The 23,421-nt window shown below is 72.0% G+C and carries 18 protein-coding genes; 12 read left to right on the forward strand and 6 right to left on the reverse strand.

Annotated elements, in window-relative coordinates; translation table 11 throughout:
* Positions 1-50 precede the first annotated feature (50 nt).
* Entirely contained in the window at positions 51-791 is a 741-nt protein-coding gene (locus AB0B85_RS00270; RefSeq protein ID WP_357401860.1) for a cellulose binding domain-containing protein, read from the forward strand.
* 8 nt (positions 792-799) lie between these two features.
* Here AB0B85_RS00270 and AB0B85_RS00275 read toward each other — a convergent pair whose 3' ends face one another.
* Both AB0B85_RS00275 and AB0B85_RS00280 read right to left on the reverse strand, forming a co-directional pair.
* A complete protein-coding gene (locus AB0B85_RS00275; protein ID WP_357401862.1) occupies positions 800-1,396 on the reverse strand; it encodes a hypothetical protein in 597 nt (198 codons plus the stop codon).
* A gap of 130 nt (positions 1,397-1,526) precedes the next feature.
* Entirely contained in the window at positions 1,527-2,120 is a 594-nt protein-coding gene (locus tag AB0B85_RS00280; protein ID WP_357401864.1) for a hypothetical protein, read from the reverse strand.
* A 164-nt stretch (positions 2,121-2,284) separates the two neighbouring features.
* Here AB0B85_RS00280 and AB0B85_RS00285 point away from each other — a divergent pair, with 164 nt between their 5' ends.
* A complete protein-coding gene (locus AB0B85_RS00285) occupies positions 2,285-2,665 on the forward strand; it encodes a YccF domain-containing protein (protein ID WP_357401866.1) in 381 nt (126 codons plus the stop codon).
* A 152-nt stretch (positions 2,666-2,817) separates the two neighbouring features.
* Positions 2,818-4,947 (forward strand): RNA polymerase recycling motor ATPase HelR, encoded by a 2,130-nt coding sequence (gene helR, locus AB0B85_RS00290; protein ID WP_357401868.1) that lies wholly within the window; start codon positions 2,818-2,820, stop codon positions 4,945-4,947.
* Positions 4,948-4,986: 39 nt separating this feature from the next.
* Here the strand turns inward: helR and AB0B85_RS00295 are convergent, their stop codons facing one another.
* Complete coding sequence (locus AB0B85_RS00295) at positions 4,987-5,562, reverse strand: RNA polymerase sigma factor (RefSeq protein WP_357401870.1); 576 nt, start codon at positions 5,560-5,562, stop codon at positions 4,987-4,989.
* 29 nt (positions 5,563-5,591) lie between these two features.
* On the opposite strand from AB0B85_RS00295, the gene AB0B85_RS00300 reads away from it, so the two are divergent.
* Positions 5,592-6,959 carry a serine/threonine-protein kinase gene (locus AB0B85_RS00300; protein WP_357401872.1) on the forward strand — a complete coding sequence of 456 codons (1,368 nt, stop codon included), beginning with the start codon at positions 5,592-5,594 and terminating at the stop codon, positions 6,957-6,959.
* Here AB0B85_RS00300 and AB0B85_RS00305 read toward each other — a convergent pair.
* Positions 6,956-7,654, reverse strand: coding sequence for a hypothetical protein (locus AB0B85_RS00305; protein WP_357401874.1), 699 nt, complete (start codon positions 7,652-7,654; stop codon positions 6,956-6,958). The two genes, AB0B85_RS00300 and AB0B85_RS00305, sit on opposite strands and share 4 nt — an antisense overlap.
* Before the next feature lie 316 nt (positions 7,655-7,970).
* Here AB0B85_RS00305 and AB0B85_RS00310 point away from each other — a divergent pair, with 316 nt between their 5' ends.
* The 3 genes from AB0B85_RS00310 to AB0B85_RS00320 are packed head-to-tail and all read left to right on the forward strand — an operon-like array spanning position 7,971 to position 11,929.
* Entirely contained in the window at positions 7,971-9,938 is a 1,968-nt protein-coding gene (locus tag AB0B85_RS00310) for a serine hydrolase domain-containing protein (RefSeq protein WP_357401876.1), read from the forward strand.
* 42 nt (positions 9,939-9,980) lie between these two features.
* Positions 9,981-11,276 (forward strand): histidine kinase, encoded by a 1,296-nt coding sequence (locus tag AB0B85_RS00315; protein ID WP_357401878.1) that lies wholly within the window; start codon positions 9,981-9,983, stop codon positions 11,274-11,276.
* A complete protein-coding gene (locus tag AB0B85_RS00320; protein ID WP_357401880.1) occupies positions 11,273-11,929 on the forward strand; it encodes a response regulator transcription factor in 657 nt (218 codons plus the stop codon). Before AB0B85_RS00315 ends, AB0B85_RS00320 begins: the two co-directional genes overlap by 4 nt.
* A 73-nt stretch (positions 11,930-12,002) precedes the next feature.
* Here AB0B85_RS00320 and AB0B85_RS00325 read toward each other — a convergent pair whose 3' ends face one another.
* Positions 12,003-12,740, reverse strand: a complete 738-nt coding sequence (locus tag AB0B85_RS00325) for a cellulose binding domain-containing protein (RefSeq protein WP_357401882.1) — start codon at positions 12,738-12,740, stop codon at positions 12,003-12,005.
* 523 nt (positions 12,741-13,263) lie between these two features.
* Here AB0B85_RS00325 and AB0B85_RS00330 point away from each other — a divergent pair.
* Positions 13,264-18,726 carry a carboxyl transferase domain-containing protein gene (locus AB0B85_RS00330; RefSeq protein WP_357401884.1) on the forward strand — a complete coding sequence of 1,821 codons (5,463 nt, stop codon included), beginning with the start codon at positions 13,264-13,266 and terminating at the stop codon, positions 18,724-18,726.
* A 109-nt stretch (positions 18,727-18,835) separates the two neighbouring features.
* Here AB0B85_RS00330 and AB0B85_RS00335 read toward each other — a convergent pair whose 3' ends face one another.
* Positions 18,836-19,414: a sigma-70 family RNA polymerase sigma factor gene (locus AB0B85_RS00335; protein ID WP_357401886.1), complete on the reverse strand. Its 579-nt coding sequence runs from the start codon at positions 19,412-19,414 to the stop codon at positions 18,836-18,838.
* A 256-nt stretch (positions 19,415-19,670) separates the two neighbouring features.
* Here AB0B85_RS00335 and AB0B85_RS00340 point away from each other — a divergent pair, with 256 nt between their 5' ends.
* From AB0B85_RS00340 to AB0B85_RS00355, 4 genes are read left to right on the forward strand one after another with little or no spacing between them, the layout of a single operon-like run.
* Complete coding sequence (locus AB0B85_RS00340) at positions 19,671-20,255, forward strand: hypothetical protein (protein WP_357401888.1); 585 nt, start codon at positions 19,671-19,673, stop codon at positions 20,253-20,255.
* Positions 20,256-20,285: 30 nt separating this feature from the next.
* Positions 20,286-21,461, forward strand: coding sequence for an efflux RND transporter periplasmic adaptor subunit (locus AB0B85_RS00345; protein WP_357401890.1), 1,176 nt, complete (start codon positions 20,286-20,288; stop codon positions 21,459-21,461).
* Positions 21,458-22,147 (forward strand): ABC transporter ATP-binding protein, encoded by a 690-nt coding sequence (locus tag AB0B85_RS00350; RefSeq protein ID WP_357401892.1) that lies wholly within the window; start codon positions 21,458-21,460, stop codon positions 22,145-22,147. The genes AB0B85_RS00345 and AB0B85_RS00350 overlap by 4 nt, the downstream gene beginning before the upstream one ends.
* The gene (locus tag AB0B85_RS00355; protein ID WP_357401894.1) at positions 22,144-23,373 is read left to right on the forward strand and encodes an ABC transporter permease; all 1,230 of its coding nucleotides are present in this window, start codon (positions 22,144-22,146) and stop codon (positions 23,371-23,373) included. Before AB0B85_RS00350 ends, AB0B85_RS00355 begins: the two co-directional genes overlap by 4 nt.
* Positions 23,374-23,421 lie beyond the last annotated feature (48 nt).

The following is a 23,421-nucleotide window of genomic DNA, read 5'->3' on the forward strand; positions in this document are numbered from 1 at the left end:
GCACGCAGCGCGGGCGGGCATCCGGCGACGAACCGAAGGGGAGACAGGCAGTGCCGGCGACACCACCCCAGCCACGCCGTACCGTGGCGATCATCCTGCTGGACCGGATCGTGGCGCTCGCCACGGCTGCCCGCCGGGTGCTCACCGGTCGGGCCGGCGTCTCGCGGCTCACCTGGGTGGCCGTTGTCGCGGTGCTCGGGGTGCTGGTAGCGACAGTTGTCCTCGTCGCCGGGGTGCTGCGTACGCCGGAGAAGCTGGCACCGGTGACGCTCGACCCGCCACTGTCGGTGGATCAGGTGGGCACACCGCCGGCCGGCACTTCCCGGGCACAGGCACGACCGGCGGCCACCAACCCGCCGCCGGCCGCTCCCCCGCCAGCCGCCTCGGTCACCGCTGTCGCACCGACAGTCAGTGCCACGACCGGGCCCACGGCGACGGGTTCGCCCGCCGTGGCCACACCGGCCGCCCTGCTCGCCGACTTCACCATCGAGGACACCGCGCTGCTCAGTTACGACGCGGCCGTGACGATCACCAACCCGGGACAGCTGCCGTCACCACAGTGGACGTTGGTGCTCACATTCCCCCGGGAGACGCTGCGGGTAAGCGCGGTCGAGGGCGCGCGGGTCAGCCACGACGGCGCGGTGTGGACGTTCGTGCCGGACGGCAGCACCGGCCCGGTGCCCGGCAGCGCGTCGGTCCGGGTGACGTTCCGGGTCAACGGCGCACCCGCCGGCGCCGCCCCCGAGTCGTGCGTCATCGACGGCGCCGCCTGCACCGGCCTGCCGAACTGAGCTGATCCTCAGCGGACGGTGGTGACCGGCTCGGGCCGGTCTGCCTGCTGCCGCAGGGCCGGCAGCGCCGGTGCGAGGGCCACGAGCATGGCCAGGCCGGCGACGGGTAGCAGGTCGAGAGTGACGACCGGCAGGAGGATGCCGGCCAGCAGGAGCGGCGCGCTCCACCACGGCAGCCGCCGTTTCGCGGCGAGCATGCCGGCGAGGATGACCAGGCCGAGGAAGAAGAGCTGGGGTACGACGTCGTAGAAGGCCACCTCGACGCCGGGGATGTCCTTGAAGTCCGCGCCGAGCGCCGACATCTCCGCCCGGTCCGCGGCCAGGAGGCCCTCCACGATGTCCGCGCCGAACTGCACGACCGTCGCGGCGAGCCCCACCATCGTGAGGGTCACCACCCCGGTGCGCCACGGGCTGCGGGGCAGGAGACGGGACAGCGCCAGCACCCCCGGGACGAAGCACACCATGCCGGCGAGCGCGACCAGATGCGCCGCCTGCCAGTCGAACCCGGGGCCGTACAGACCGTCGGACCTACCCCACAGGCGGACCAGGCCGTAGGCGGCGATACCGACCGGTCCGGCGATCACGTAGAGCGCAGCACGTTTCATGCAGGTCATCATCTGGTCGTCGGCGCCCCGTCGACCTCCGGGAAGATCCCTCGACGAGCCCTGGGTTCCGGGTCAGGTTTTCCACCGAGCGGACCCTCGGTGCCGACGCGCTGACCGGTCAGAGCGTCCCTCAGGCGGGCCAGATCGGTCGGGCGGCGGCGAGCGCGGCCTCCTGGTACGGCGTCCGTGGCGAGTCGGCGGCGGTGACCGCCACCGGCCACTTCTGGCGCAGCTCGACCCAGAGTGTCGACATCACGCCCGAGTGCACCGAGAGCTCATCCGCATCCTCGGCCACCAGTAGCACGTATGTCCAGGCCGCCGCGTCCGGTGCGCCGTCCAGTGGCGTCCGCCAGGCGCGGTGCAGGCTGCGGCCGTGGTGGCGGGGGGCCTGGACGGACAGGAGGGTGTCGGCCGGAACCGGGTCGGGCGCGTCAGTGGGGCCGTCGACGCTGAACCGGTACGGCAACGGCGGCACCTCCCCGATGGCCGGCACGTCGGCCAGGTCGGGCCCGTCGGGCTCGCCGATGAAGGTGCGCAGCAGTGCCCGTTCCTCGCTGGTGATCCCGACGCCGTAGTGCGCCAGGCCGAGCAGGAGGGTGGCGTCGGCCAGGTAGGACTCACCCGCGGCGTAGAAGTCCCCCACGGAGCCGAGGACATCGTCGGGGAGCCGACCCACGAGTCGCCGGCACACGTCGGCGGCCGTCGCGTACGTCTTCACATCCATTGTCTTCGCTTCTCCTTGTAGTTGCCGCCAGCCTCCGTCGCCGTCAGCCCGCCGCGCCACCGACCCATGATCATAATGACGGGGCCTGACAAGCGCTCACCTTCGCGGTGGCCCCACATCACCGCTCGCGCGACCGGGTGGCGGGCATCGCTCATGCTGGGGTGGTGATTCGATTCGTACTGAATGTGCTGTGGCTCATCTTCGGCGGTGGCATCGTGCTGGCGGTCGGGTACGGCGTGGCCGCGCTCGTCTGCTTCCTCCTGGTGGTCACCATCCCGTTCGGGGTGGCGTCGCTCCGCCTCGCCGTCTACTCGCTGTGGCCCTTCGGCCGCACCCTGGTGCCGAAGCCCGGCGCGGGCGTGGCATCCGGGTTGGCGAACATCCTCTGGGTGGTGCTGGCAGGCTGGTGGCTCGCGCTGTCCCACATCGTCGCGGGCATCGCCCTCTGCGTGTCGATCATCGGGATCCCGTTCGGCATCGCGAACTTCAAGCTGGTGCCGGCGGCGTTCTGGCCGCTCGGCCGCGAGGTCGTCGACGCGCCCTGAGCACGAAATTCGAGGTCACCTGACCTCTGCCACTTCTAACGTATAGCGCACTGGGGGGCTTGCGGCAAGGCCCGGGTCGTGCCGCAAAATCGTCGGCCGAGGCCAGAATCTGCCGAAATGGAAGTCATCATTTGAATTCCTCGCCTACCTCCGTGTTCGACCTCCCCGGGCACCTCTCCCGCAAAGCCGACCCGACGCTTGTCGCCCGCGACGAGCGGCATTTCGCCACCATGGCGCAGCGCCTTGACCAGCTCAACGCCGAGCTGTCCGAGCGCCTTGCCGCCGAGCGCAGGGCGCCCGGCGGCAAGGGCCGGCAGGCGATGGACCGGGACGAGGAGATCCGCCGCCTGACCGGTCACCTGCGTGCGCTGAGTCGCTACGGCCTGGACCTGTGTCTCGGCCACATGGTCGCCGCGGACGACCCCGAGCCGGTGTACGTCGGGCGACGTGGCCTCACCGACAGCACGGGTCGGCGGCTGCTGCTCGACTGGCGCTCCCCCGCCGCCGAACCGTTCTTCGGCGCGACCCACGCCAACCCGATGGGCCTGGCCAGCCGACGCCGATACCGGTGGACCCGCGGCCGGATCAGCGACTACTGGGACGAGGTCTTCACCCCGGACGGGTTCGTGGGGCACGCCGTCGCGCTCGACGACCAGTCCGCCTTCATCGCCAGCCTGGGCGGCGCCCGATCCGCCCGGATGCGGGACGTGCTCAGCACCATCCAGGCCGACCAGGACGCCATCATCCGGGCGGGATCGGCCGGCGCGCTTGTCGTGGACGGCGGTCCGGGCACCGGGAAGACAGTCGTCGCACTGCACCGCACCGCCTACCTGCGCTACGCCGACCCCCGCCTGGGTCAACGCCGGGGTGGGGTGCTCTTCGTCGGGCCGCACCAGCCCTACCTGGCCTATGTCGCCGACGTGCTACCCAACCTCGGCGAGGAGGACGTGCAGACCTGCACCCTGCGCGACCTCGTCGAGGAGGGCGACGCGGCGATCGTCGAAGCCGACCCGGAGGTGGCTCGACTGAAGTCCTCGGCGGAGCTGGTCGGGGCGATCGACGCGGCGGTCCGGTTCTACGAGGACCCGCCTGTCACACCGATGACGGTCAGCACCGACGAGGCCGACATCCGGCTGGACGCCGACGACTGGGCCGACGCGTTCCAGGCGCCGGGGCCGGGCACCCCGCACAACGAGGCACGCGACGAGATCTGGGCGGAGTTGCTCACCATCCTCGTCGGCAGGTACGACGGCGACGAGCCGGACGACGTGCTGCTCAGGTCGCTGTCCCGCAACCGGGAGCTGCGCACCGCGTTCAACAGCGCCTGGCCGGTGCTCGACGCGGCCGACCTGGTCGGGGACCTGTGGTCGGTGCCCGCGTACCTGCGCACCTGCGCGCCCTGGCTCAGCCCGGCGGAGGTCCGCAAGCTGCGGCGCGACGACCCCCGGGCCTGGACCGTGTCCGACCTGCCGCTGCTGGACGCGGCCCGGCGGCGCCTCGGCGACGCGTCGGGACGCCCGCAGCGCCACGACCGCGTCGCCGCTGTGGAACGCGAGCACCGGGCCCGGGTGCTCGACGAGTTGCTCGCGGCCGACGCCTACGACGACGGCGAGGGCCTGCTGACGATGCTGCGCCAGCCCGACCTGCGCGACGCCCTGGCCGACGAGTCGGTGGCACCCGCCGCCGACCCGGACCTGCTGGCCGGCCCGTTCGCGCACATCGTCGTGGACGAGGCCCAGGAGCTGACCGACGCGCAGTGGCAGATGCTGCTGGCCCGGTGCCCGTCGCGCAGTTTCACGATCGTCGGTGACCGCGCGCAGGCCCGACACGGGTTCACCGAGTCGTGGCAGGAACGCCTTGAGCGGATCGGGCTCGACCGGATCAGCCTGGCCTCGCTGAGCATCAACTACCGGACCCCGCGGGAGGTCATGGCGGAGGCCGAGCCGGTCATCCGGGCCGTGCTCCCGGACGCCAACGTGCCGACCTCCATCCGGGGCAACGGGCTCCCCGTCCGGCACGGCTCGACGGCCGAGCTGGGCGCGATCCTCGACGCCTGGCTCACCGAGCACCCCGAGGGGACCGCCTGCGTGATCGGCGACCCGGCGTTCCGGCCCACGCCGCGCGTCCGATCGCTGAGCCCCGAGCAGGCAAAGGGCCTCGAATTCGACCTGGTCGTCCTGGTCGACCCGGACGCGTTCGGCACGGGCGTCGAGGGTGCGGTGGACCGCTACGTCGCGATGACCCGGGCGACCCAGCGACTCGTCATCCTGACCGGATCCTGAGGGCGTGCGACGGGTCACCTCCATGGCGGGCGGACGCGCCTACTCCCCGCCCCGCAACGACTCGCGGACATGCCGGCGGGCGTGATGGATCCGGGACTTCAGTGTGCCGACCGGAATGCCCAGTTGCCCGGCGATCTCCTGGTAGTCCAGCTGGCACAGGTCCCGCAGCACGAGTGCCGTCACCAACTCCGGCCGGTGTGCCTCCAGCCGGTCCAACGCGTCGAGCAGGTCGAGACGCGACCCGGCGATGACGCTCGTCGTGCGCGGGTCGACCACCTCGACGGGCAGCAGCGCGCCGGGGCGCTCGGCCGCCCGTCGCCGCAGTGACCGATAGGTCTGCCGGGCACAGTTCGCGACCACGGTGTGCAGCCAGGTCGAGAAGAGCGACCGACCCTCGAATCGCCCGATGTGCCTGGCCACCTGCAGCAACGCGTCCTGTGCCGCCTCCTCGGCGTCCTGCCGGCAGGGTAGGAACCGACCACACTGGTCAAGGACCCGCGGACCGATCGCGGCCAGCAACGCGTCGAGGGCCGCGCTGTCGCCGGTCGCCGCCCGGCGGGCCAACTCCTCGATCGACGACGCCTCCACCACCGCGCTCCCCCGCTCGTGCGACACCGCAGCTCCGGTTGCCGGATAATACGGCCGTGTCCATCCCGCCGCAGATCGGCAGGTACCGCGTCGCCCGCCCGGTCGGCGCCGGTGCGTTCGCCACAGTGTGGCTGGCGTACGACGACGAGTTGCAGGCCCCCGTGGCCGTGAAGGTGCTCGCCGAGAACTGGTCGCAGCGGGCCGACATCCGGGCCCGTTTCCGCCAGGAGGCGCGGTTCATGCGGCAGGTCGACTCCGACCACCTGGTCCGCGTGTTGGACATCGGCGAGCTGCCCGACGGCCGGCCATACCTCGTGATGACGTACGCCGGCGGCGGCACGCTGGCCGATCGGCTGGCCGACGGCCCGATGCCGGTACGCGAGGCGCTGCGGACCGCCGCCGACATCGCCAGGGCGGTGGCCGTCCTGCACGACAACGGGGTGCTGCACCGCGACCTCAAACCCTCGAACGTCCTCTTCGACACGACCGCCGCCGGAGGCCGGGTGCTGGTCGCCGACCTGGGGCTGGCGAAGGCGCTCGCGCACGCCTCCGGGTTCACGCTTGTCGCCGGCACGCCCGGTTACATGGCACCGGAACAGCTCGTCGCGGGCGGCCCGCTGGACGCCCGCGCCGACGTGTACGCGATCGGTGCCCTGACCCAGCACATGATGACCGGCCTGCCACCGGGGCAGCCGATGGAGGCGGCGTCGCACGTGCCGTCCACTGTCGAGCGGGTGGTCCGTCGGGCCCTGCATCGCGATCCGGACCGCCGCTGGCCCACCGCTGCCGCGTACGCCACAGCGCTGGAGGGCCTGCTCGCCGTCCGGACGCGTCCGGGCCGGCCGGCGCTGCGACGCACCCGCCGGGCCCTCGGCACCGTCGGCGCGGCGGCCACGACGCTGGTCCTTGCCGGTTCGTCCACCGCCGCCGCCACCCCACCGGGCTGGACCCGGGTACGCGACGTGACAGGCACCGTCGCCGTCGCCGTACCCGACGACTGGGCCCGGCAGCTGCGCGACGGCGGCTGGAGGCCGGCGGTGGTCGGTCTGCCCGGCGGCCACGCCCCCGGCCTGCTCGTCGGGCCGGACCTCGCGGTCTGGGCGGACGTGGACAGTCCTACCTCCGGGGTGTTCGTCGGGGTGAGCCCGGCACTCACCGGCACGGCCGTCCAGCCCACACTGCCCGACCACCCCGGTTGCACGCGTGCTGCCGACCGCACGATCACGGTCGGCAGCCTCCGCGGGAGCGCCCGGCGCTGGACGCGGTGCGCCGACACCGCGACGTCCTTCAGTGAGGTCACCCTGATCGCGGCCGGGGCCACTGTCGGCGTCTACGTCCAGGTCAGACAGACCGGTGGCGCCGATCGCACCGACGAGATCCTGGACACGCTACTGGTGGACGGCGCGACGGCCACCCAGGGTTAGTACCGTTCCCAGTTCCCGCTGCCGTCGGCCTTGCGCCACCGGCGGGTCTCGGTGCCACCGTCGAGTCGGCGGACGGTGGCCTCCACGTTCTGGCCCACCAGCCGGTACGAGACGAACGTCATGACCTGGGCGCCGGAGGAACCGGGCGCGTCTCCCTTGATGACCGGCCACGCGTACCGTCCCCGGCCGTTGTCCGAGAGCTGCACGGGCACGAGCGCCTGGCGTCGCGCGGCGTTCGGGTTGCCCAGTTCGACGAGGACGAGCGCGTCCTCGGTCGACGGCGCGTTCGCCGGCTCCTCGACGATGAACTCGCCGTACACCGGCCGCGCGCCGGCCGGCAGGATCCGGCACGGCACGTCGAACCCGTTGGACCCGTTGCGGAACGCCACGGAGTCGTCGGACTCGCCACAGAAGTCAAGCTTTCGGATCACCGCGTTGGGCCAGTCGGTCCGCCTGATCTCGCTCACCTGGGCGGCCGGCCCGGAGGTGCTGGTGCCCGGCGCGTCCGGGGTCGGGCTGCCGGTGGTCGGCGCGCCCGAGCTGGCGGTCGTCGGTGCGGTGGACACCGACGGGCTCGCGCTGCCGGAGGGCGAGCCGGCGGGCGCCGCGTCGCCGCCGACCCGGTCGACCGACGTCGTGCAGCCGGCCACGAACGTCACGGTGAGCGCCGTACCGACAAGCAGTTTTCCGCGCATGGGCGGTCCTTTCCTCTGCGGGGTCTGTCACCGGATTCGATACCCCGGGGCCGGCGCTGGTTCACGGATCGAGCGTGGATCTTTTGACCGTCGGTGCACCCGGCCCTCCTCCTCAGGTCGTAGAGGCATTGCCGTCCCGCGCCAGATGGTTCGGCGCGTCCGGTCGAACAGGCTGGTGTCACGGCATCGGGTGACGCCGTCCGGACCCGCTCCGGACACCCGGTCGCCGGGGAAGGCACCGGCAGACATGCGCTTTCGCACAGTTCTTCGACAGCACTCGCCCCGACCCACGGCAACTATCGTCCGACTCGGCGCGATGCTGGCGGCCACGGCCCTCGTCGCGGTGAGCACCGCGGGCTGCGGCGCGTCGCCCGACAGTCCCGCCCCGCCCGTCGACACTCCGGCCGCTCCCGCCGGCCCGGGTGGCACCGGCCCGGCCCTGACCGACACCGACGCCAACGCCTGGCTCGACGGCCTGCTGCCGGCCGCGTTGGACCGCACCGGCATCGCCGGCGCGACTGTCGCCGTCGTGGCCGACGGCAAGATCATCACAACCCGGGGGTACGGCTACGCCGACACCGGTGACGGCGGCGCGGGAGCCGTGCCGGTCGACCCGGACCGGCATCTCTTCCGGATGGGGTCGGTGTCGAAGCTCGTCACCGCCACGGCCGTCCTGCAACTCGTGCAGAGCGGCAAACTCGACCTCGACGCCGACGTCGAGACGTACCTCGATTTCCGCCTGCCGCGAAGCTACGAACGAGCCGTCACCCTGCGGCACCTGCTGACGCACACCGCCGGTTTCGAGGAGCGGATCGCCGGCCTCATCGGCACCGACGACAACGCCGTCAACCTGCGCCGGGCGCTGGTGACCGACCCGCCGGAGCAGATCTACGATCCGGGCACGGTCCCGGCGTACTCCAACTACAGCAACGCGCTCGCCGGTTACATAGTGGAACGCGTCAGCGGGACGCGCTTCGAGGAGTACGTGCAGCGCAACATCCTGGACCGGGCGGGCATGCCGTCGTCGAGCTTCGAGCAGCCCCTGCCGGCGTCGCTGCGCGACCGGATGTCAAAGGGGTACGACACCTCCGACGGACCCGCCGCGCCCTTCGAGATCATCGGCACTCCCCCGCCCGGCGCCCTGAGCGCCCCGGCGACGGACATGGCGCGGTTCATGCTGGCCCAACTCGGTGAGACTGTCGGTTTCGAACCGTTGCTGGACCAGCCGACCCGCGAGTTGATGCAACGCCCGGCACTGGACGCGACATCGCTCGGCACCCTGGCCGACGGACCCCGGATGACGCTCGGTTTCTTCGACGAGAGCCGCAACGGCCACCGGATCCTCGGCCACGGCGGTGACACCACGTACTTCCACACCCACCTGCAGATCTACCCCGACGACCGGGCCGGCATCTTCCTCTCCCTCAACAGCAACGGCTCCGGTGCCCTCGCCAGTCACGACCTTCGCCAGTCGGTGGTGAACGGCTTCGCCGACCGCTACTTCCCCGCCCACGACGGGCCGCCGAGCACCGCCGTCGACCCGGCGACCAGTGCCGAGCACGCCGCGCTGGCGGCTGGCACGTACGAGTCCTCACGCGCCGTGCGCAGCAACTTCCTGACCACCATCGGCCTTGTCGGTCGTACGACTGTGAGCGTCGTCGACGACGACCGGTTGCTGTTCGAGCCGGGTCCGCTGTCCGACTCGCCGGCCCGTTACGAGGAGGTGTCGCCCTGGGTCTGGCGCGAGGTCGGTGGCCAACGCACTATCGCCATGCGGGCGACCGACGACCGGGTCGAGGCGATCGGTTTCGACTCCGCGTTCGCGCTGCTGCCTGTCGCACCCGCGCGCGGCTCCGCACTGGCCGTCCCGGTGCTCGCCGGGTCGACAGTCGTGCTGCTGCTCACCGTCCTGTCCTGGCCGATCGGCGCGCTCGTCCGCCGCCGGCTCGGTCGCGCCCCCCGCGAGCGGGCCGGGCGCACCGCGCGGATCCTGAGCCGCGTCGCCGTCGCCGGTACGCTCCTCGCCTTCGCCGGCTGGGTGCTGGCCGTCAGCAGCATCATGGGCCTGCGGGACGTTCCCGGCACGGTCCTGCGCATCGTGCAGGTGCTGCAACTGGTCGGCCTGCTCGGCGTGCTGCCCGCCGCCGTCCGGCTGGTCGACGACGTCCGACGCCACGTCGGCTGGCAGAAGATCGCCGGCAGCGCGCTGCTCCTGCTCGCTCTCGCCGGTGCGGGCTGGTTCGCCGTGGAGTTTCGGCTGCTCGCGCCTAGCATTTCCTACTGACCCGCCCGACCCGGGACGATCCGGAGCAAGGATGCGTACCGCATGAGTGACCACACGGGCACCGAACCCGGCCCGCCGCGACTGATGAGGTGGCTCGACGGGCGGCTCACCCGACTCGGCGTGGCGGGGGTGTTCCCCCGGGACTGTCTGCTCGCGGTGGCGCTCACCGTAACGACATTCGTCCTTCTGACAGTGCTTGTCTGGTTCGTGGCACCGCAGGACGGGGTGTCCTTCGACCCGACGCGGGCGTGGCTGCTCGTCGCCGTCTGCTGCGTCCAGGCGATGCTGCTGTGCCTGCGTCGGGTCCGCCCACTGCTCTGCCTCGCGCTCGTCGTCGGCCTCCAACTGCCAGTCATCGGCGTCTCACTGCCCGAGGCGACCGTCCGGGGCATCGCACCGTTCGTCGTGGCGTACACCATCGGGTCGGTGCTGCCGTTGCGGCGCGCGCTGCTGGCCGTCGGCGCGGCAGTGCTTGTCGAGTCGGTCGGGGCGGCCCTCATGGTGACCCCCGATCTGCTGACAGCCGTCACGTACCTCTCCGCGAGCGCTCTGACCTACCTCAGCGCGACATTCGTCGGCAGGTACGTGGCCACGTCCCGGCGCTACGTCGAGTTGGTCCAGCTACGGGCCCAGGAGGCGATCCGGGAACAGCAGACGAAGATCCAGGGGGCGATCGGCGCGGAGCGCACCCGGATGGCCCGGGAGCTGCACGACGTGGCCGCCCACCACCTGTCCGGCATGGTCGTGCAGGCGGCGGCTGTCGAACGATTGATCGAGCGGGACCCGGCAGCCGCGAAGGCCGGGGTGGCCTGGATCCGGAGCCAGGGCAAGGAGACCCTGGACAACCTGCGACTTGTCGTCGGTGTGCTGCGTGGCCGCCCGGGAGCCGAGGGCGGCGACGGTGCCGCACCGGTGCCGGGCCTGGCCATGCTCGACGATCTGGTCCGCACCGTCGGCGCCCTCGCCGGTCCGGTCGAGTTCGTCCGCGAGGGGCGGCAACGCGATGTCTCGCCGATCGCCGACGTCGCGCTCTACCGGATCGCGCAGGAGTCGCTCAGCAACGTCCGCCAGCACGCCCCGGGTGCGGTGGCGCGGGTGGTGCTCCGCTTCCTGCCCCGCTCGGTGGCGCTGGAGGTGGTGAACGAACCCACCGCCCGGCGTACCGTGCCGGCGGCGCGGACCGGCGGTGTCGGCCTGGTCGGCATGCGCGAGCGCGCGCAGCTGATCGGAGCGACGTTCGCGGCCGGCCCGACCGCGACCGGTGGTTGGTCGGTCACCGTGACGCTACCGACAAACGATCCCGTCGCGTCGCAGCCCAACGGAGAGGCCCCGGCATGATCAGAGTGATGCTCGTCGACGACCAGGCGGTCGTGCGCGCCGGCTTCCGCGTCATCCTCGAAGAGGCCGGGGACATCGAGGTCGTGGCGGAGGCGTCGAGCGGTACGGCCGCCGTCGAGTTGGCCCGTCGGCTGCAACCCGACGTGATCTGCATGGACGTCCGGATGCCGCACGGTGACGGGCTCACCGCGACCCGACAGATCGTCGCAACCGCCACCGCACCGCCACCGGCGGTGCTGGTGGTGACGACGTTCGACCTCGACGAGTACGTCTTCGGCGCGCTGGAGGCCGGTGCCAGCGGATTCATCCTCAAGGACTGCGAGCCCGACGACCTCATCGAGGCGGTGCGTAAGCTCGCCGGCGGGTACGGCCTCGTCGACCAGGCCGTCACCCGCCGGGTGATCTCGGAGTTCGCCAGGCGCACCCCGGCGCCCCGCTCGGACGCCGCGGCGGCCCACCAGCTCACCGCACGGGAAACCGAGATCGTGGAGCTGCTCGCCCAGGGGTTGTCCAATGTCGAGATCGCCGATCGGCTCTTCATCGAGACCAGCACTGTCAAGTCGCACCTCGGGCGGGCGATGGGCAAGATCGGCGCACGGGACCGGTTGCAGACCGTCGTGTGGGCGTACCAGAACGGGGTGGTCCACCGCTGAGGGTCCGTGTCGGTTCAGGTGGCCCAGGTCCGCCCCGCTGTCGCGGCGGGGGCGACAGCGGGGCGGCCGTCGGTCACCCGATACAGGTGAGCGTCAACCCGTCGGGCACCACGCTTGTCGACACGACCAGGCCGAGCCTCGCCACACCGTTCGGAGCCAGCGTTCCGTTGTACGTGGCGTTGCGGACCGTGACGTCGGCACCCACCGTCTCCGGCACGCCACCCCAGATCGTCTCGATCCGCTCGTCTCCGGACCACCGCCACGAGACGCGCCACCGGTCCAGCGGCTGGCTCCCGATGTTCTGGATGGTTGCCGTGACGACGAAGCCACTGCCCCAGTGGGCGTCGATCGTGGCGGTGGCCCGGCACGACGTCAGCGGAGCGGTCCTGGTCGACGCGATCACGAACGGATCCCGCCGGCCATCGACGTCGGTGAACCGGTACCAGTACTCGGTGTCGGGCGTCAGCCGGTCGATCGTCACAGTGCCGGTGCGCTCCGGCCCGGAGACGGCCGACGCCACCGGCGCCCGCCACTGCTGGGCGTCCTCGCGGCTGGCGAAGAGGCTGACGGTCATCGGCGGGTCGTAGCCGCAGGGCGGCCGGAAGAAGATCGAATACGAGATGGTCACGCTCGTGGTGGTGACCCCGGCCACGCCGACGGTGATCGGTATCGCCGGCGGGCAGGTGGGCGCCGGCGTGGGCACGGGACTGGGTGTGGACATGGCCGCCGGCGCCGGTGCCGACTCGGTGACGGCGGTCCCGGCCCAGCCGGCCAGTGCCATTGTCGTGACAGCGAGGAAGGTGCGAAGCATCGGTGCCTCCGTGGTTCGCCGGGCACCGGTGACCGAGGTGGTGGCCGGTGCCGCGCTCGGGTGTCCGGCTGCCGACGAGGGCTGCCCGGCACGGGTGGCCACGCCACCTCGTGCGCCCCGCGGGCCGGAGAAGTTGTGGTGCGCGCTGGCTCCCAGGCACTACCGAAGCACAGCATCGCACTCGACCAACATCGATACAAGGAGATGGCGTCGGGCCGGCCGCGGCGGGCAGTGCGCGAATCCGCCCCGCACCGGCGACACCGGGGCGAGGCGAATTCGTGCCGGACGGACCGGTCAGTGGCTGCTCGGTGGAGGTGACGGTGTGCCCGGTCCGGATACGGTTGCCGCCGAGGCATGGGCTGCGCCGGGTGCCAAAAACTTTTGTGCACTTCCTACAACTGAGCGACGGTGGGTTCGGTGGTTGCGCCATAGCGCTGGCCGCCGCCAGCCGGAAGGGTGATCACTGCTGGGAGCCGTCGTCTCGCGGCACGCAGTTCTGAGGTCTAGCTAAGGGGTCAGTCGGGTGTTCAACCGTGTCGCCATCGTCAACCGAGGTGAAGCCGCCATGCGGCTCATCCACGCGGTCCGCGAGCTGGCTGCGGAAACCGGCAGAAGGCTCGAAACCGTCGCTCTCTACACCGACGTCGACCGCACCGCCACCTTCGTCCGCGAAGCGGACATCGCCTACGACCTCGGTCCGGCCTCCGCCCGCCCGTACCTCAACCACGCCCTGCTTGAGCGGGCGCTCATCGAGACCGGGGCCGACGCCGCATGGGTCGGCTGGGGGTTCGTCGCCGAGGATCCGGCCTTCGCCGAGCTGTGCGAGAAGATCGGCGTCACCTTCGTCGGACCGAGCGCGGACGCCATGCGCCAACTCGGCGACAAGATCGGCTCGAAGCTGATCGCGGAGAAGGTCGGCGTGCCGGTCGCACCGTGGAGCCGTGGCGCCGTGGAGACCCTGGACGCCGCCCGTGCCTCGGCGGCGGAGGTCGGCTACCCGCTGATGCTGAAGGCGACCGCAGGCGGCGGCGGACGCGGCATCCGCGTGATCCGCGACGAGGCCGAGCTGGTGGACGCCTACGAGCGCACCAGCCAGGAGGCGGCGCGGGCCTTCGGCAGCGGCATCGTGTTCCTGGAGCGCCTGGTCACCGGCGCCCGGCACGTCGAGGTCCAGGTCATCGCCGACGGGCAGGGCACCGCGTGGGCGCTCGGCGTCCGGGACTGCTCGGTGCAGCGACGCAACCAGAAGGTCATCGAGGAGTCGGCGTCGCCGGTGCTCGATCCGGCCCAGGCCGCCGAACTCAAGACGTCGGCCGAGCGCCTGGCCATCGCTGTCGGCTACCGGGGGGCGGCGACCGTCGAGTTCCTCTACCACCCCGGCGACCGACTGTTCGCATTCCTCGAGGTCAACACCCGCCTGCAGGTCGAGCACCCGATCACCGAGTTGACCACCGGTTTCGACCTGGTCAAGGCGCAGCTGCACGTCGCCTCCGGCGGACGCCTCGACGGTGCGCCGCCGGCCGAGCGCGGGCACGCCATCGAGGCGCGGCTGAACGCCGAGGACCCCGACCGCGACTTCGCGCCGTCGCCGGGCCGCATCGCGCGGCTGGACCTGCCCAGCGGCCCGGGCATCCGGGTGGACACCGGCGTCAGCGAGGGCGACACCATCCCGGCCGACTTCGACTCGATGATCGCGAAGATCATCGCGTACGGCCGCGACCGCGACGAGGCGCTCGGCAAGCTCCGGCGGGCGATGGCGAACACCACGGTGATCATCGAGGGCGGCGCGACGAACAAGAGCTTCGTGCTCGACCTGCTCGACCAGCCCGAGGTCATCGACGCCAGCGCGGACACCGGCTGGATCGACCGCGTCCGCGGCGAGGGCCGACTCGTCACGCACCGACACTCCGCTGTCGCGCTCGCCGCCGCCGCCATCGAGGCGTACGAGGAGGACGAGCGCATCGAGCGCCAGCGGCTGCTCTCGACGGCGTCCGGGGGACGCCCGCAGGTGCAGCACGCCAGCGGCCGACCGTTGGACCTCAAGCTGCGCGGCGTCGGCTACCGCACCCGCGTGGCGCGGGTCGGCGCGCACCGCTTCCGGGTCGGCATCGAGGCGGGCGCCGCCGTGCGCACCGCGGACGTCGAGCTGGACCGCTTCGACAGGCACACCGGTCAGATCGTCGTCAACGGCATCCGGTACCGCCTGCTCACCGGCACCCACGGGCCGACCCACCTGGTCGAGGTGGACGGCGTCACGCACCGGGTCAGCCGCGACGAGGGCGGCGTGCTGCGCTCCCCGATGCCCGCGCTTGTCGTCGCCACGCCACTGGAGATCGGTGCCGAGGTCGAGGCGGGCGCACCGGTGCTGGTGCTGGAAGCGATGAAGATGGAGACGGTGCTGCGGGCGCCGTTCAAGGCGCGCCTGAAGGAGTGCGCCGTCTCGGTGGGCAGCCAGGTGGAGGCGGGTGCGCCGCTGCTGCGCCTGGAGCCGCTCGCGGACGAGGCCGCCGAGACCACTGCCGGACCGACAGGCGAGGCCGTCGAACTGGACCTGCCCACCGCCGCCGAGGACATGCCGGCAGGCGAGCGCAGCAGGCGCGGCCAGGAGAACCTGCGCGGCCTGCTGCTCGGCTTCGACGTCGACCCGCACGACGACCGTCGGGTGCTCGACGGCTACCTCACGGCCCGTCGGGCCGCCACCGAGGCGGGCCCCCGGCCGCTGGCCGCGGAACTCGATCTGATCGAGGTGTTCGCCGACCTCGCCGAGTTGAGCCGCAACCGGCCCACCGGCGAGGACGGCGGCGCCGCGCACGTGCACAGCGCCAGGGAGTACTTCCACACCTACCTGCAGAGCCTCGACGTCGAGCGGGCCGGGCTGCCGGACGCCTTCCAGGCGAAGCTCGCCAAGGCGCTCGGCCACTACGGTGTCACCGACCTGGAGCGTTCCCCGGCCCTCGAAGCCGCCGTCTTCCGGATCTTCCTCGCCCAGCAACGGGCCTCCGCCGACGCCACTGTCGTCGCGACGCTGCTGCGCACCTGGCTGCGGGAGACCCCGCCGGACGAGGCACTCCGCGAACCCGCCGGCCTCGCGCTGGAACGGCTGATCGCCGCCACGCAGGTCCGCTTCCCCGCGCTCGCCGACCTCGCCCGCGGCGTGGTGTTCGCCTGGTTCGCCCAGCCGCTGCTGCGCCGCAACCGCGCCCGCGTGTACGCCGGGGTCCGTGGGCACCTGCGGCACCTGGACGCCCACCCGGAGGCGACCGACCGCGCCGAGCGCGTCGCCGAGATGGTCCGCAGCACCGAACCACTGGTCCGGCTGCTCGGCCAGCGGCTCGTCCGCGACCACCTCGACAACGCGGTGATGCTTGAGGTGCTGACCCGGCGTTACTACGGCAACAAGGCGCTCACCAGCGTGCGTACCCAGAAGGTCGCGGGCTGCACGTTCGTGGTGGCCGGGCGCACCGATTCCAGTGTGGTCTCCGCCGCGGTGCGCTTCGACGCGCTTGGCGGCGCGCTGCGCGGCCTGGCCGAGCTGGCCACCGGCGAGGACGCCGTCGACGCCGACATCTACCTCGGCTGGGAGAACCAGCCGGAGGACTTCGACGCGATGGCGGCGGCGTTGGCCGAGGTCGTCGCCGCGCACCCGTTGCCGCCGCAGGTCCGGCGGGTCACCACCACCGTCGCCGGTCGCGGCGGGGCGGTCATGCACCACCACTTCACCTTCCGCCCCTCCGGCGACGCGATGACCGAGGACCGGCTGATCCGTGGCCTGCACCCGTACATCGCGCAGCGGATGCAGCTGGAGCGGCTGCACAAGTTCGACCTGACCCGGCTGCCGTCGTCGGACGAGGAGGTCTACCTCTTCCAGTGCGTGGCGCGCGAGAACCGGTCGGACGAGCGGCTCGTCGCGTTCGCGCAGGTGCGTGACCTGACCGAACTGCGCGAGCAGGACGGCCGCCTGGTCGCCCTGCCGACCACCGAGGACGCCATCGCCGCCTGCCTCGACTCGATCCGCCGCGCCCAGTCGCTGCGGCCGTCGAAGACCCGCTTCAACACCAACCGGATCGTGGTCTACGTGTGGCCGCCGAGCGAGCTGACCCGCGAGGAGATGGAGATGATCGCCGGGCGGGTGCGCCCGACGACAGCGGGGGCCGGCCTGGAGGAGATCCTGTTCATCGCGCGGCAGCGCGACCGCCGCACCGGCGAGCTGACCAAGATCGCCGTACGGATCTCGTTCGACGCCGCGGGCGGCGCGGAGCTGGCCGTCGGCGAGCCGCCGGTCGAGCCGATCGAGCCGCTCGACGAGTACCGGCTCAAGGTGCTGCGGGCCAGCAGCCGCAACACCGTGTACCCGTACGAGCTGACCGGCCGGCTCGGCGACTTCGTCGAGCACGACCTCGACGACGAGCACGTGCTGGTGCCGGTGCAGCGGCCGAAGGGGCGCAACAGCGCCGCCATCGTGGCCGGGGTGGTCACCACGCGCACCGAGCGGCACCCGCAGGGCGTCACCCGGGTGGTGCTGCTCGGCGACCCGACCAAGGCGTTGGGCGCCCTGTCGGAGCCGGAGTGCCGGCGCGTGATCGCCGCACTGGACCTCGCCGAGCGGATGAACGTGCCGCTGGAGTGGTGGGCGCTCTCCGCCGGGGCACGCATCTCGATGACCACCGGTACGGAGAACATGGACTGGGTGGCCGCGGCGCTGAAGCGGATCGTCGAGTTCACCCAGGCCGGCGGTGAGATCAACATCGTGGTCGCGGGCATCAACGTCGGCGCGCAGCCGTACTGGAACGCCGAGGCGACGATGCTCATGCACACCAAGGGCATCCTGGTGATGACGCCGGACTCGGCGATGGTGCTCACCGGCAAGCAGTCGCTCGACTTCTCCGGTGGCGTGTCCGCCGAGGACAACTTCGGCATCGGCGGCTACGACCGGGTGATGGGGCCGAACGGGCAGGCGCAGTACTGGGCGCCGAACCTGACGGCCGCGCGGGACGTGGTGATGTCGCACTACGACCACACGTACGTCGCGCCCGGTGAGGACGCACCCCGGCGGGCGGTCACCACCGACCCCACCGACCGCGACATCTCCGACTTCCCGCACGACGTGGCGGGCAGCGCCTTCCGTACCGTCGGGGAGATCTTCTCCGTCGCGCACAACCCGGACCGCAAGAAGCCGTTCGACATCCGTACGGTGATGCGGGCCCTCTCCGACCAGGACCACCCGGTGCTGGAGCGTTGGGCGGGCATGGCCGACGCGGACACCGCTGTCGTGCAGGACATCCACCTCGGTGGCATCCCGGTGTGCCTGCTCGGCATCGAGTCCCGGTCGGTGCCGCGGCACGGCTTCCCGCCCACCGACGGCCCGGACACCTACACGGCGGGCACGCTGTTCCCCCGCTCGTCGAAGAAGGCGGCGCGGGCGATCAACGCGGCCAGCGGCAACCGGCCCCTGGTGGTGCTGGCGAACCTGTCCGGCTTCGACGGCTCACCGGAGTCGATGCGCAAGCTGCAACTGGAGTACGGCGCCGAGATCGGTCGGGCGATCGTCAACTTCGACGGGCCGATCGTCTTCTGTGTGATCTCGCGCTACCACGGCGGTGCGTTCGTGGTGTTCTCGAAGGCGTTGAACCCGAACATGACGGTGCTCGCCCTGGAGGGTTCGTTCGCGTCGGTGCTCGGTGGCGCACCCGCCGCCGCTGTGGTGTTCTCCGCCGACGTCAACGCCCGTACGGCGGCCGACCCCCGGGTGCGGGACCTGGAGGCGCGCGCCGCCGCCGTGGCTGGCGCCGAACGCGCCGCGCTGACCGCGGAACTCGACGAACTACGCGCGTCGGTACGCGCGGAAAAGCTCGGCGAGGTGGCCACGGAGTTCGACAGGGTGCACAACATCCAGCGCGCCGTGGAGGTCGGCTCGGTGGACGCCGTCATCCGCGCCGCCGAGCTGCGTCCGCGCATCATCGAGGCCATCGAGGCCCGGCTGGGGTAAGGGCGGCGGGACCGGACCGGACCAGAGAGGGCGCCGCGCGGATCTCCGCGCGGCGCCTGCTCGACGACCGCGACCGGGATGGCGACGCTTGCCCGTCGAGTAGGCGGCCTCAGCCGGTTCGTCGCTCGTGGCTCGGGTCGGTGTCGGCCTGCCAGGCGGCGACGAGATCCTCCCGCGCCCGGGCGACCCGGGAACGGATGGTGCCGACGGGGCACTGGCAGACGTCCGCCGCCTCGGCGTAGGACAGGCCGAGGACCTGGGTGGCGACGAACGCCTCCCGCCGCTCCCGGCTCAGACCGGCGACCACCTGCTGGAGGCTGACCCGCTCGTCGGCGCTGGCGGTGATCGCACCGGCGGCCTCGGCCGCCGCCTGCCAGTCCGGCACCGACGCCAACCGTGGCCGGGCGACCACCGTCCGGACGTGATCCACGGCGACGCGCCGCGCGATGGTGAACACCCAGGTACGCGCCGACGAGCGCCCGGCGAAGCCGGGCAGGTTGCGGAATGCCCGCAGGAACGTCTCCTGGGTCAGGTCATCGGCCTCACCCGGCCCGGCCAGGTGCGACACGAACCGCCAGACCTGGTCCTGCAGGGCCCGGACGAACTCCGTGGCGGCCTGCCGGTCGCCCCGGCCGGCCTGCTGCGCCCAGCGGGTCACCTGGTCGTCGTCAGCGGCGCCGTTGCGCACAGACCACCGTCCTTGGTGCCACGGGCGCTCCTCCATGCCGAGATGCCGTCGTCGGTTCGCGCCGCTGAGCCGCGCACTCTGGTGGTCGGCCTCCGGCCCGGGAAAGTTCCCGGGACTCCCCGATCGGCCGACACCGCCGCCGTACCGCGGCCGGGGCCGGGGCCACGGCTGCGGACGCGAGGGGCCCGCCAGCCACGTCGAAGAACCGCCTGCGCGGCTAACGAATAGCTGACATCTGGCGACCAGGCTGACCGGCATGCGAAACGCGAAGGTGAAGATGACCGGCGTGGCGGTCCTGCTGCTGTCGCTCGCGGCCTGCGGCGGCGACGAGGCGGGGTCGGGGCCGCAGGTGGCCGCGATCCCGGGCGCGACCACGTCGGCGAGTGCCGGCCCGGCCGGTTCGAACAGCGGCGCCGACCGCCAACTCCCTCTCGGCGCTACCAAACAGGAGGTCGACCGCCTCTACGGCGCCTATTACGCCTGCTGGACGCAGCACGGTGTGCCCTCGGCACCGGCGGCGAACGGAAACGGCGGCCCGCTGCTCAGTTACAAGAAGGACACGAAGAAGTATCAGCCGGCCGTGGACGCCTGCGCCGACAAGGAGCCACTTGCCGCTCCGGAACTCGACCCGCACCAGAACCCGAACTTCGCCGACGACCTCCGCGAGCAGTTGCAGTGCGTCCGGAACCACGGCCTGTCGATGGAGATCCGGCAACCGGGCACCGACAACGCCGGTATCTGGGTCGCGCCGGAGACGAAGGCCAACCTCGAGAAGGCGAACAGCGACGCGGGGATGGAGATCCAGCGTCAGTGCGAGATCTCGGCCTTCACGGCGAAGTGACAGACAGTGCGGACGAGAACTCTCATCAGCATGATTTTCGGCGCGCTCGCGCTGGGCGGCGTGGTCTACGCCGTGCACGCCAGCGGCGGCAGTGACTCCCGGGCCGCCCCGCCGGCCACGTCCACGGTGGCCACGGCCGAGGTGGTCCGCACCGACCTCTCCGACTACTGGACCGAGAGTGGCACTGTCGGCTACCGCAGGCAGCGCGCCCTGCGTGGTGTCGCGCCCGGGGTGCTGACCTGGCTGCCCCAGCCGGGCACGACCATCGCCCGGGGCGACACGCTGTACCGATCCGGCGACCGGCCGGTGACCCTCTTCTACGGGTCGTCGCCGATGTTCCGCGACATCGACGTGGTCGGCATGGTCGGCCGCGACGTCAAGGTGCTTGCCGACAACCTCCGGGCGCTCGACTATCGGATCGGGTCCCAACCCGCACCGGGAAGCCGGGTGACCGTCCAGGGCGGGCCGCCACCGGCCACGAACGACCAGGACGCTCACGGGGAGGCCGACAGGCCGGACTCGACGCCGACAGCCTCCGGTGCGGGGGCGTACCAGACCGTCGTGACCAGCCAGGACGCCGTCTTCACCCGATCGCTCAAGGACGCCGTGAAACGCTGGCAGGCGGCCAGGGGGATCCGTCCGGCCACCGGCACCGTGACACTCGGCGACATACTGGTGCTGCCCGGTGCGGTGCGGGTGGGCGTGGCGTCGGCGCAGCTCGGCGACGACGCCACCGGCAACCTGATGGCGATAAGCGACCAGACCAAGGTGGTTTCCGTCGAGATCGACGCGAGCCGGGCCGACGACCTCCGGGCCGGGCAGCAGGTGCAGATCACGCTCCCGGACAGCTCGCACACAGGCGGCACCATCAGCTCGGTGAGCAGCAACGTCCAGGCCGGCTCGTCGGACGGCGGCGATCCGGGCCCGGAGGGCCCGAAGGTGCAGGTCGTCGTCGCGGTGGACAACGCCGCGGCGCTGGAGAACATCAGCTCGGGCACCGTCGAGGTCCGGTTCACCGGCACCACCGAGCACAACGTACTCGCCGTTCCGGTCGGTGCGCTGCTCGCGCTCAGCGGCGGCGGTTACGGCGTCCAGATCTCCGACGGCGCCCTGACCGCTGTGGAGGTCGGCCTGTTCGCCGACGGCATGGTGCAGATCACCGGTACCGGCATCACCGTCGGTACCCGGGTGGTGACGACGTCGTGACCCCGGTGCTGGAGATCGACAACGCCACCCGGCGCTACGGTGCGGACGTGACGGCGCTGCGCGACGTCTCGTTACGGATCGACGCTGGGGAGTTCGTGGCCATCCTGGGGCCATCCGGGTCGGGCAAGTCCACCCTGCTCAACATCATGGGCACGCTGGACCGGCCCACCGAGGGCCGGGTGCTGCTCGGCGGGCGGGACGTCACCACCATGTCCGACCGGCAGCTGTCCAGCCTGCGCGGCCGCTGGCTGGGTTTCGTGTTCCAACAGTTCCATCTCACCGATGGGCTCACCGCTACCGAGAACGTCGCGACCGGCCTGCTCTACGCCGGCGTACACCGCCGGCACCGTCGGGCGCGGGCCCTGGCGGCACTGGATCGGGTCGGCCTGGCCCACCGCGCCGACCACCACCCGCAGGCGCTCTCCGGCGGCGAACGCCAACGGGTGGCGATCGCCCGGGCGCTTGTCAACCAGCCCGCGCTGGTGTTGGCCGACGAGCCGACCGGGGCGCTCGACGTGGCCACCGGTTCGGCAGTGCTCGACCTGCTGACCGAGCTGAACCGGGGCGGGACCACAATCGCGCTGATCACCCACGATCACCAGGTCGCCGCCCGGGTGCCCCGACAGCTCCGCATCCTGGACGGCCGCCTGGTGTCCGACTCCGCGGTGAGCGGTGCGTCAGCATGAGGCGTACCCGTCACGCGGCGAGAGTGGACCGGGACGCCGCACCGGTCCGGCTGGCCCCGGCCGACCTGGTCGCTCTGGGCCTGCTCGGCATCCGCACGCGCACGGCGCGCGCCGCGCTGTCGGCGCTCGGCATCGCCATCGGCATCGCCACACTGGTCCTGGTCACCGGGATCCCCGCGTCGAGTCAGCGGGCGCTCGAGGAGAAGCTGGCCGCCCTGGGCACCAACCGACTACAGGTCACTCCGGCGCCCAACCGCGAGCCACCTGTCACACTGCCCGTCGAGTCGGTGGACATGGTGTCCCGGATCGCGCCGGTGACGGTGGCGAGCGCGACCGCCGACTTCGGGCTGAACGTCGCCCGTTCCGACCGGACCGGCCCTGGCGACTACAACGCGATAGCGGTTGTCGCCACCAGGACGAACCTGCTGGCGGCGATCGACGGCCGGGTCCGCTCCGGCCGTTTCCTGGATGCCGCGATGGAACGCCTGCCGACGGTCGTCCTCGGCTCGGTCGCCGCCCAGCGGCTCGGTTTCACCACCGTCAACCTCTCCCAGCCGGTTCAGGTCCACCTCGGCGGGCAGCGGTTCAGCGTGATCGGCATCCTCGACCCGGTGCCACTCGCGCCGGAGATCGACCGATCGGCGATGATCGGCTGGACGGCGGCCACCCGTTGGCTGCGCTTCGACGGGCATCCGACCCGGATCTATGTGCAGACCACCGACGCCCAGGTGGTGGCGGTGCGCTCGGTCCTGGCCGCGACGGCGAACCCGGAGCACCCGAGCGACGTGTTTGTCAGTCGCCCCTCGGACGGGCTCGCCGCCAAGCAGGCGGTACGGCAGACCTTCAGCTCACTGCTGCTCGGGCTGGCCGGGATCGCGTTACTCGTCGGCGGCATCGGGGTGGCCAACACGATGTACATCTCGGTGCTGGAGCGGCGCCGCGAAATCGGCCTTCGCCGGGCTCTGGGCGCGAACCGGGGCCAGGTGCGCATCCAGTTCGTCACCGAGTCGATAGTGCTGTCGGCGCTCGGCGGAACAGCCGGGGTGTTGGCCGGCGCGGTGGCCGTCGCGGGCTACGCCGCCCTCCAGCACTGGCCGGTGACCATCCCACCGGCGGCGGTCGCCGCCGGGCTGGGCGGTGCGCTGGTCATCGGGGTGTTGGCCGGGGTCTATCCGGCGATGCGGGCGGCGGCGCTCGACCCCACCGAGTCGCTGTCCAGCGTCTGAGCTGTCGTTAGGAATCTGTCAGGTCGGGCCGGGAATCGGTGCGGTGCC

The sequence above is a fragment of the Micromonospora sp. NPDC049044 genome (genome assembly GCF_040649215.1).
GTDB lineage: Bacteria > Actinomycetota > Actinomycetes > Mycobacteriales > Micromonosporaceae > Micromonospora.

Bases quoted from the DNA above. Each gene is read 5' to 3' on its own strand.
- AB0B85_RS00275 (WP_357401862.1), bottom strand. From the start codon at position 1,396: ATGAAACGTGCTGCGCTCTACGTGATCGCCGGACCGGTCGGTATCGCC.
- AB0B85_RS00280 (WP_357401864.1), bottom strand. From the start codon at position 2,120: ATGGATGTGAAGACGTACGCGACGGCCGCCGACGTGTGCCGGCGACTC.
- AB0B85_RS00305 (WP_357401874.1), bottom strand. From the start codon at position 7,654: ATGCGCGGAAAACTGCTTGTCGGTACGGCGCTCACCGTGACGTTCGTG.
- AB0B85_RS00310 (WP_357401876.1), top strand. From the start codon at position 7,971: ATGCTGGCGGCCACGGCCCTCGTCGCGGTGAGCACCGCGGGCTGCGGC.
- AB0B85_RS00315 (WP_357401878.1), top strand. From the start codon at position 9,981: ATGAGTGACCACACGGGCACCGAACCCGGCCCGCCGCGACTGATGAGG.
- AB0B85_RS00320 (WP_357401880.1), top strand. From the start codon at position 11,273: ATGATCAGAGTGATGCTCGTCGACGACCAGGCGGTCGTGCGCGCCGGC.
- AB0B85_RS00325 (WP_357401882.1), bottom strand. From the start codon at position 12,740: ATGCTTCGCACCTTCCTCGCTGTCACGACAATGGCACTGGCCGGCTGG.
- AB0B85_RS00340 (WP_357401888.1), top strand. From the start codon at position 19,671: ATGCGAAACGCGAAGGTGAAGATGACCGGCGTGGCGGTCCTGCTGCTG.
- AB0B85_RS00345 (WP_357401890.1), top strand. From the start codon at position 20,286: ATGATTTTCGGCGCGCTCGCGCTGGGCGGCGTGGTCTACGCCGTGCAC.
- AB0B85_RS00355 (WP_357401894.1), top strand. From the start codon at position 22,144: ATGAGGCGTACCCGTCACGCGGCGAGAGTGGACCGGGACGCCGCACCG.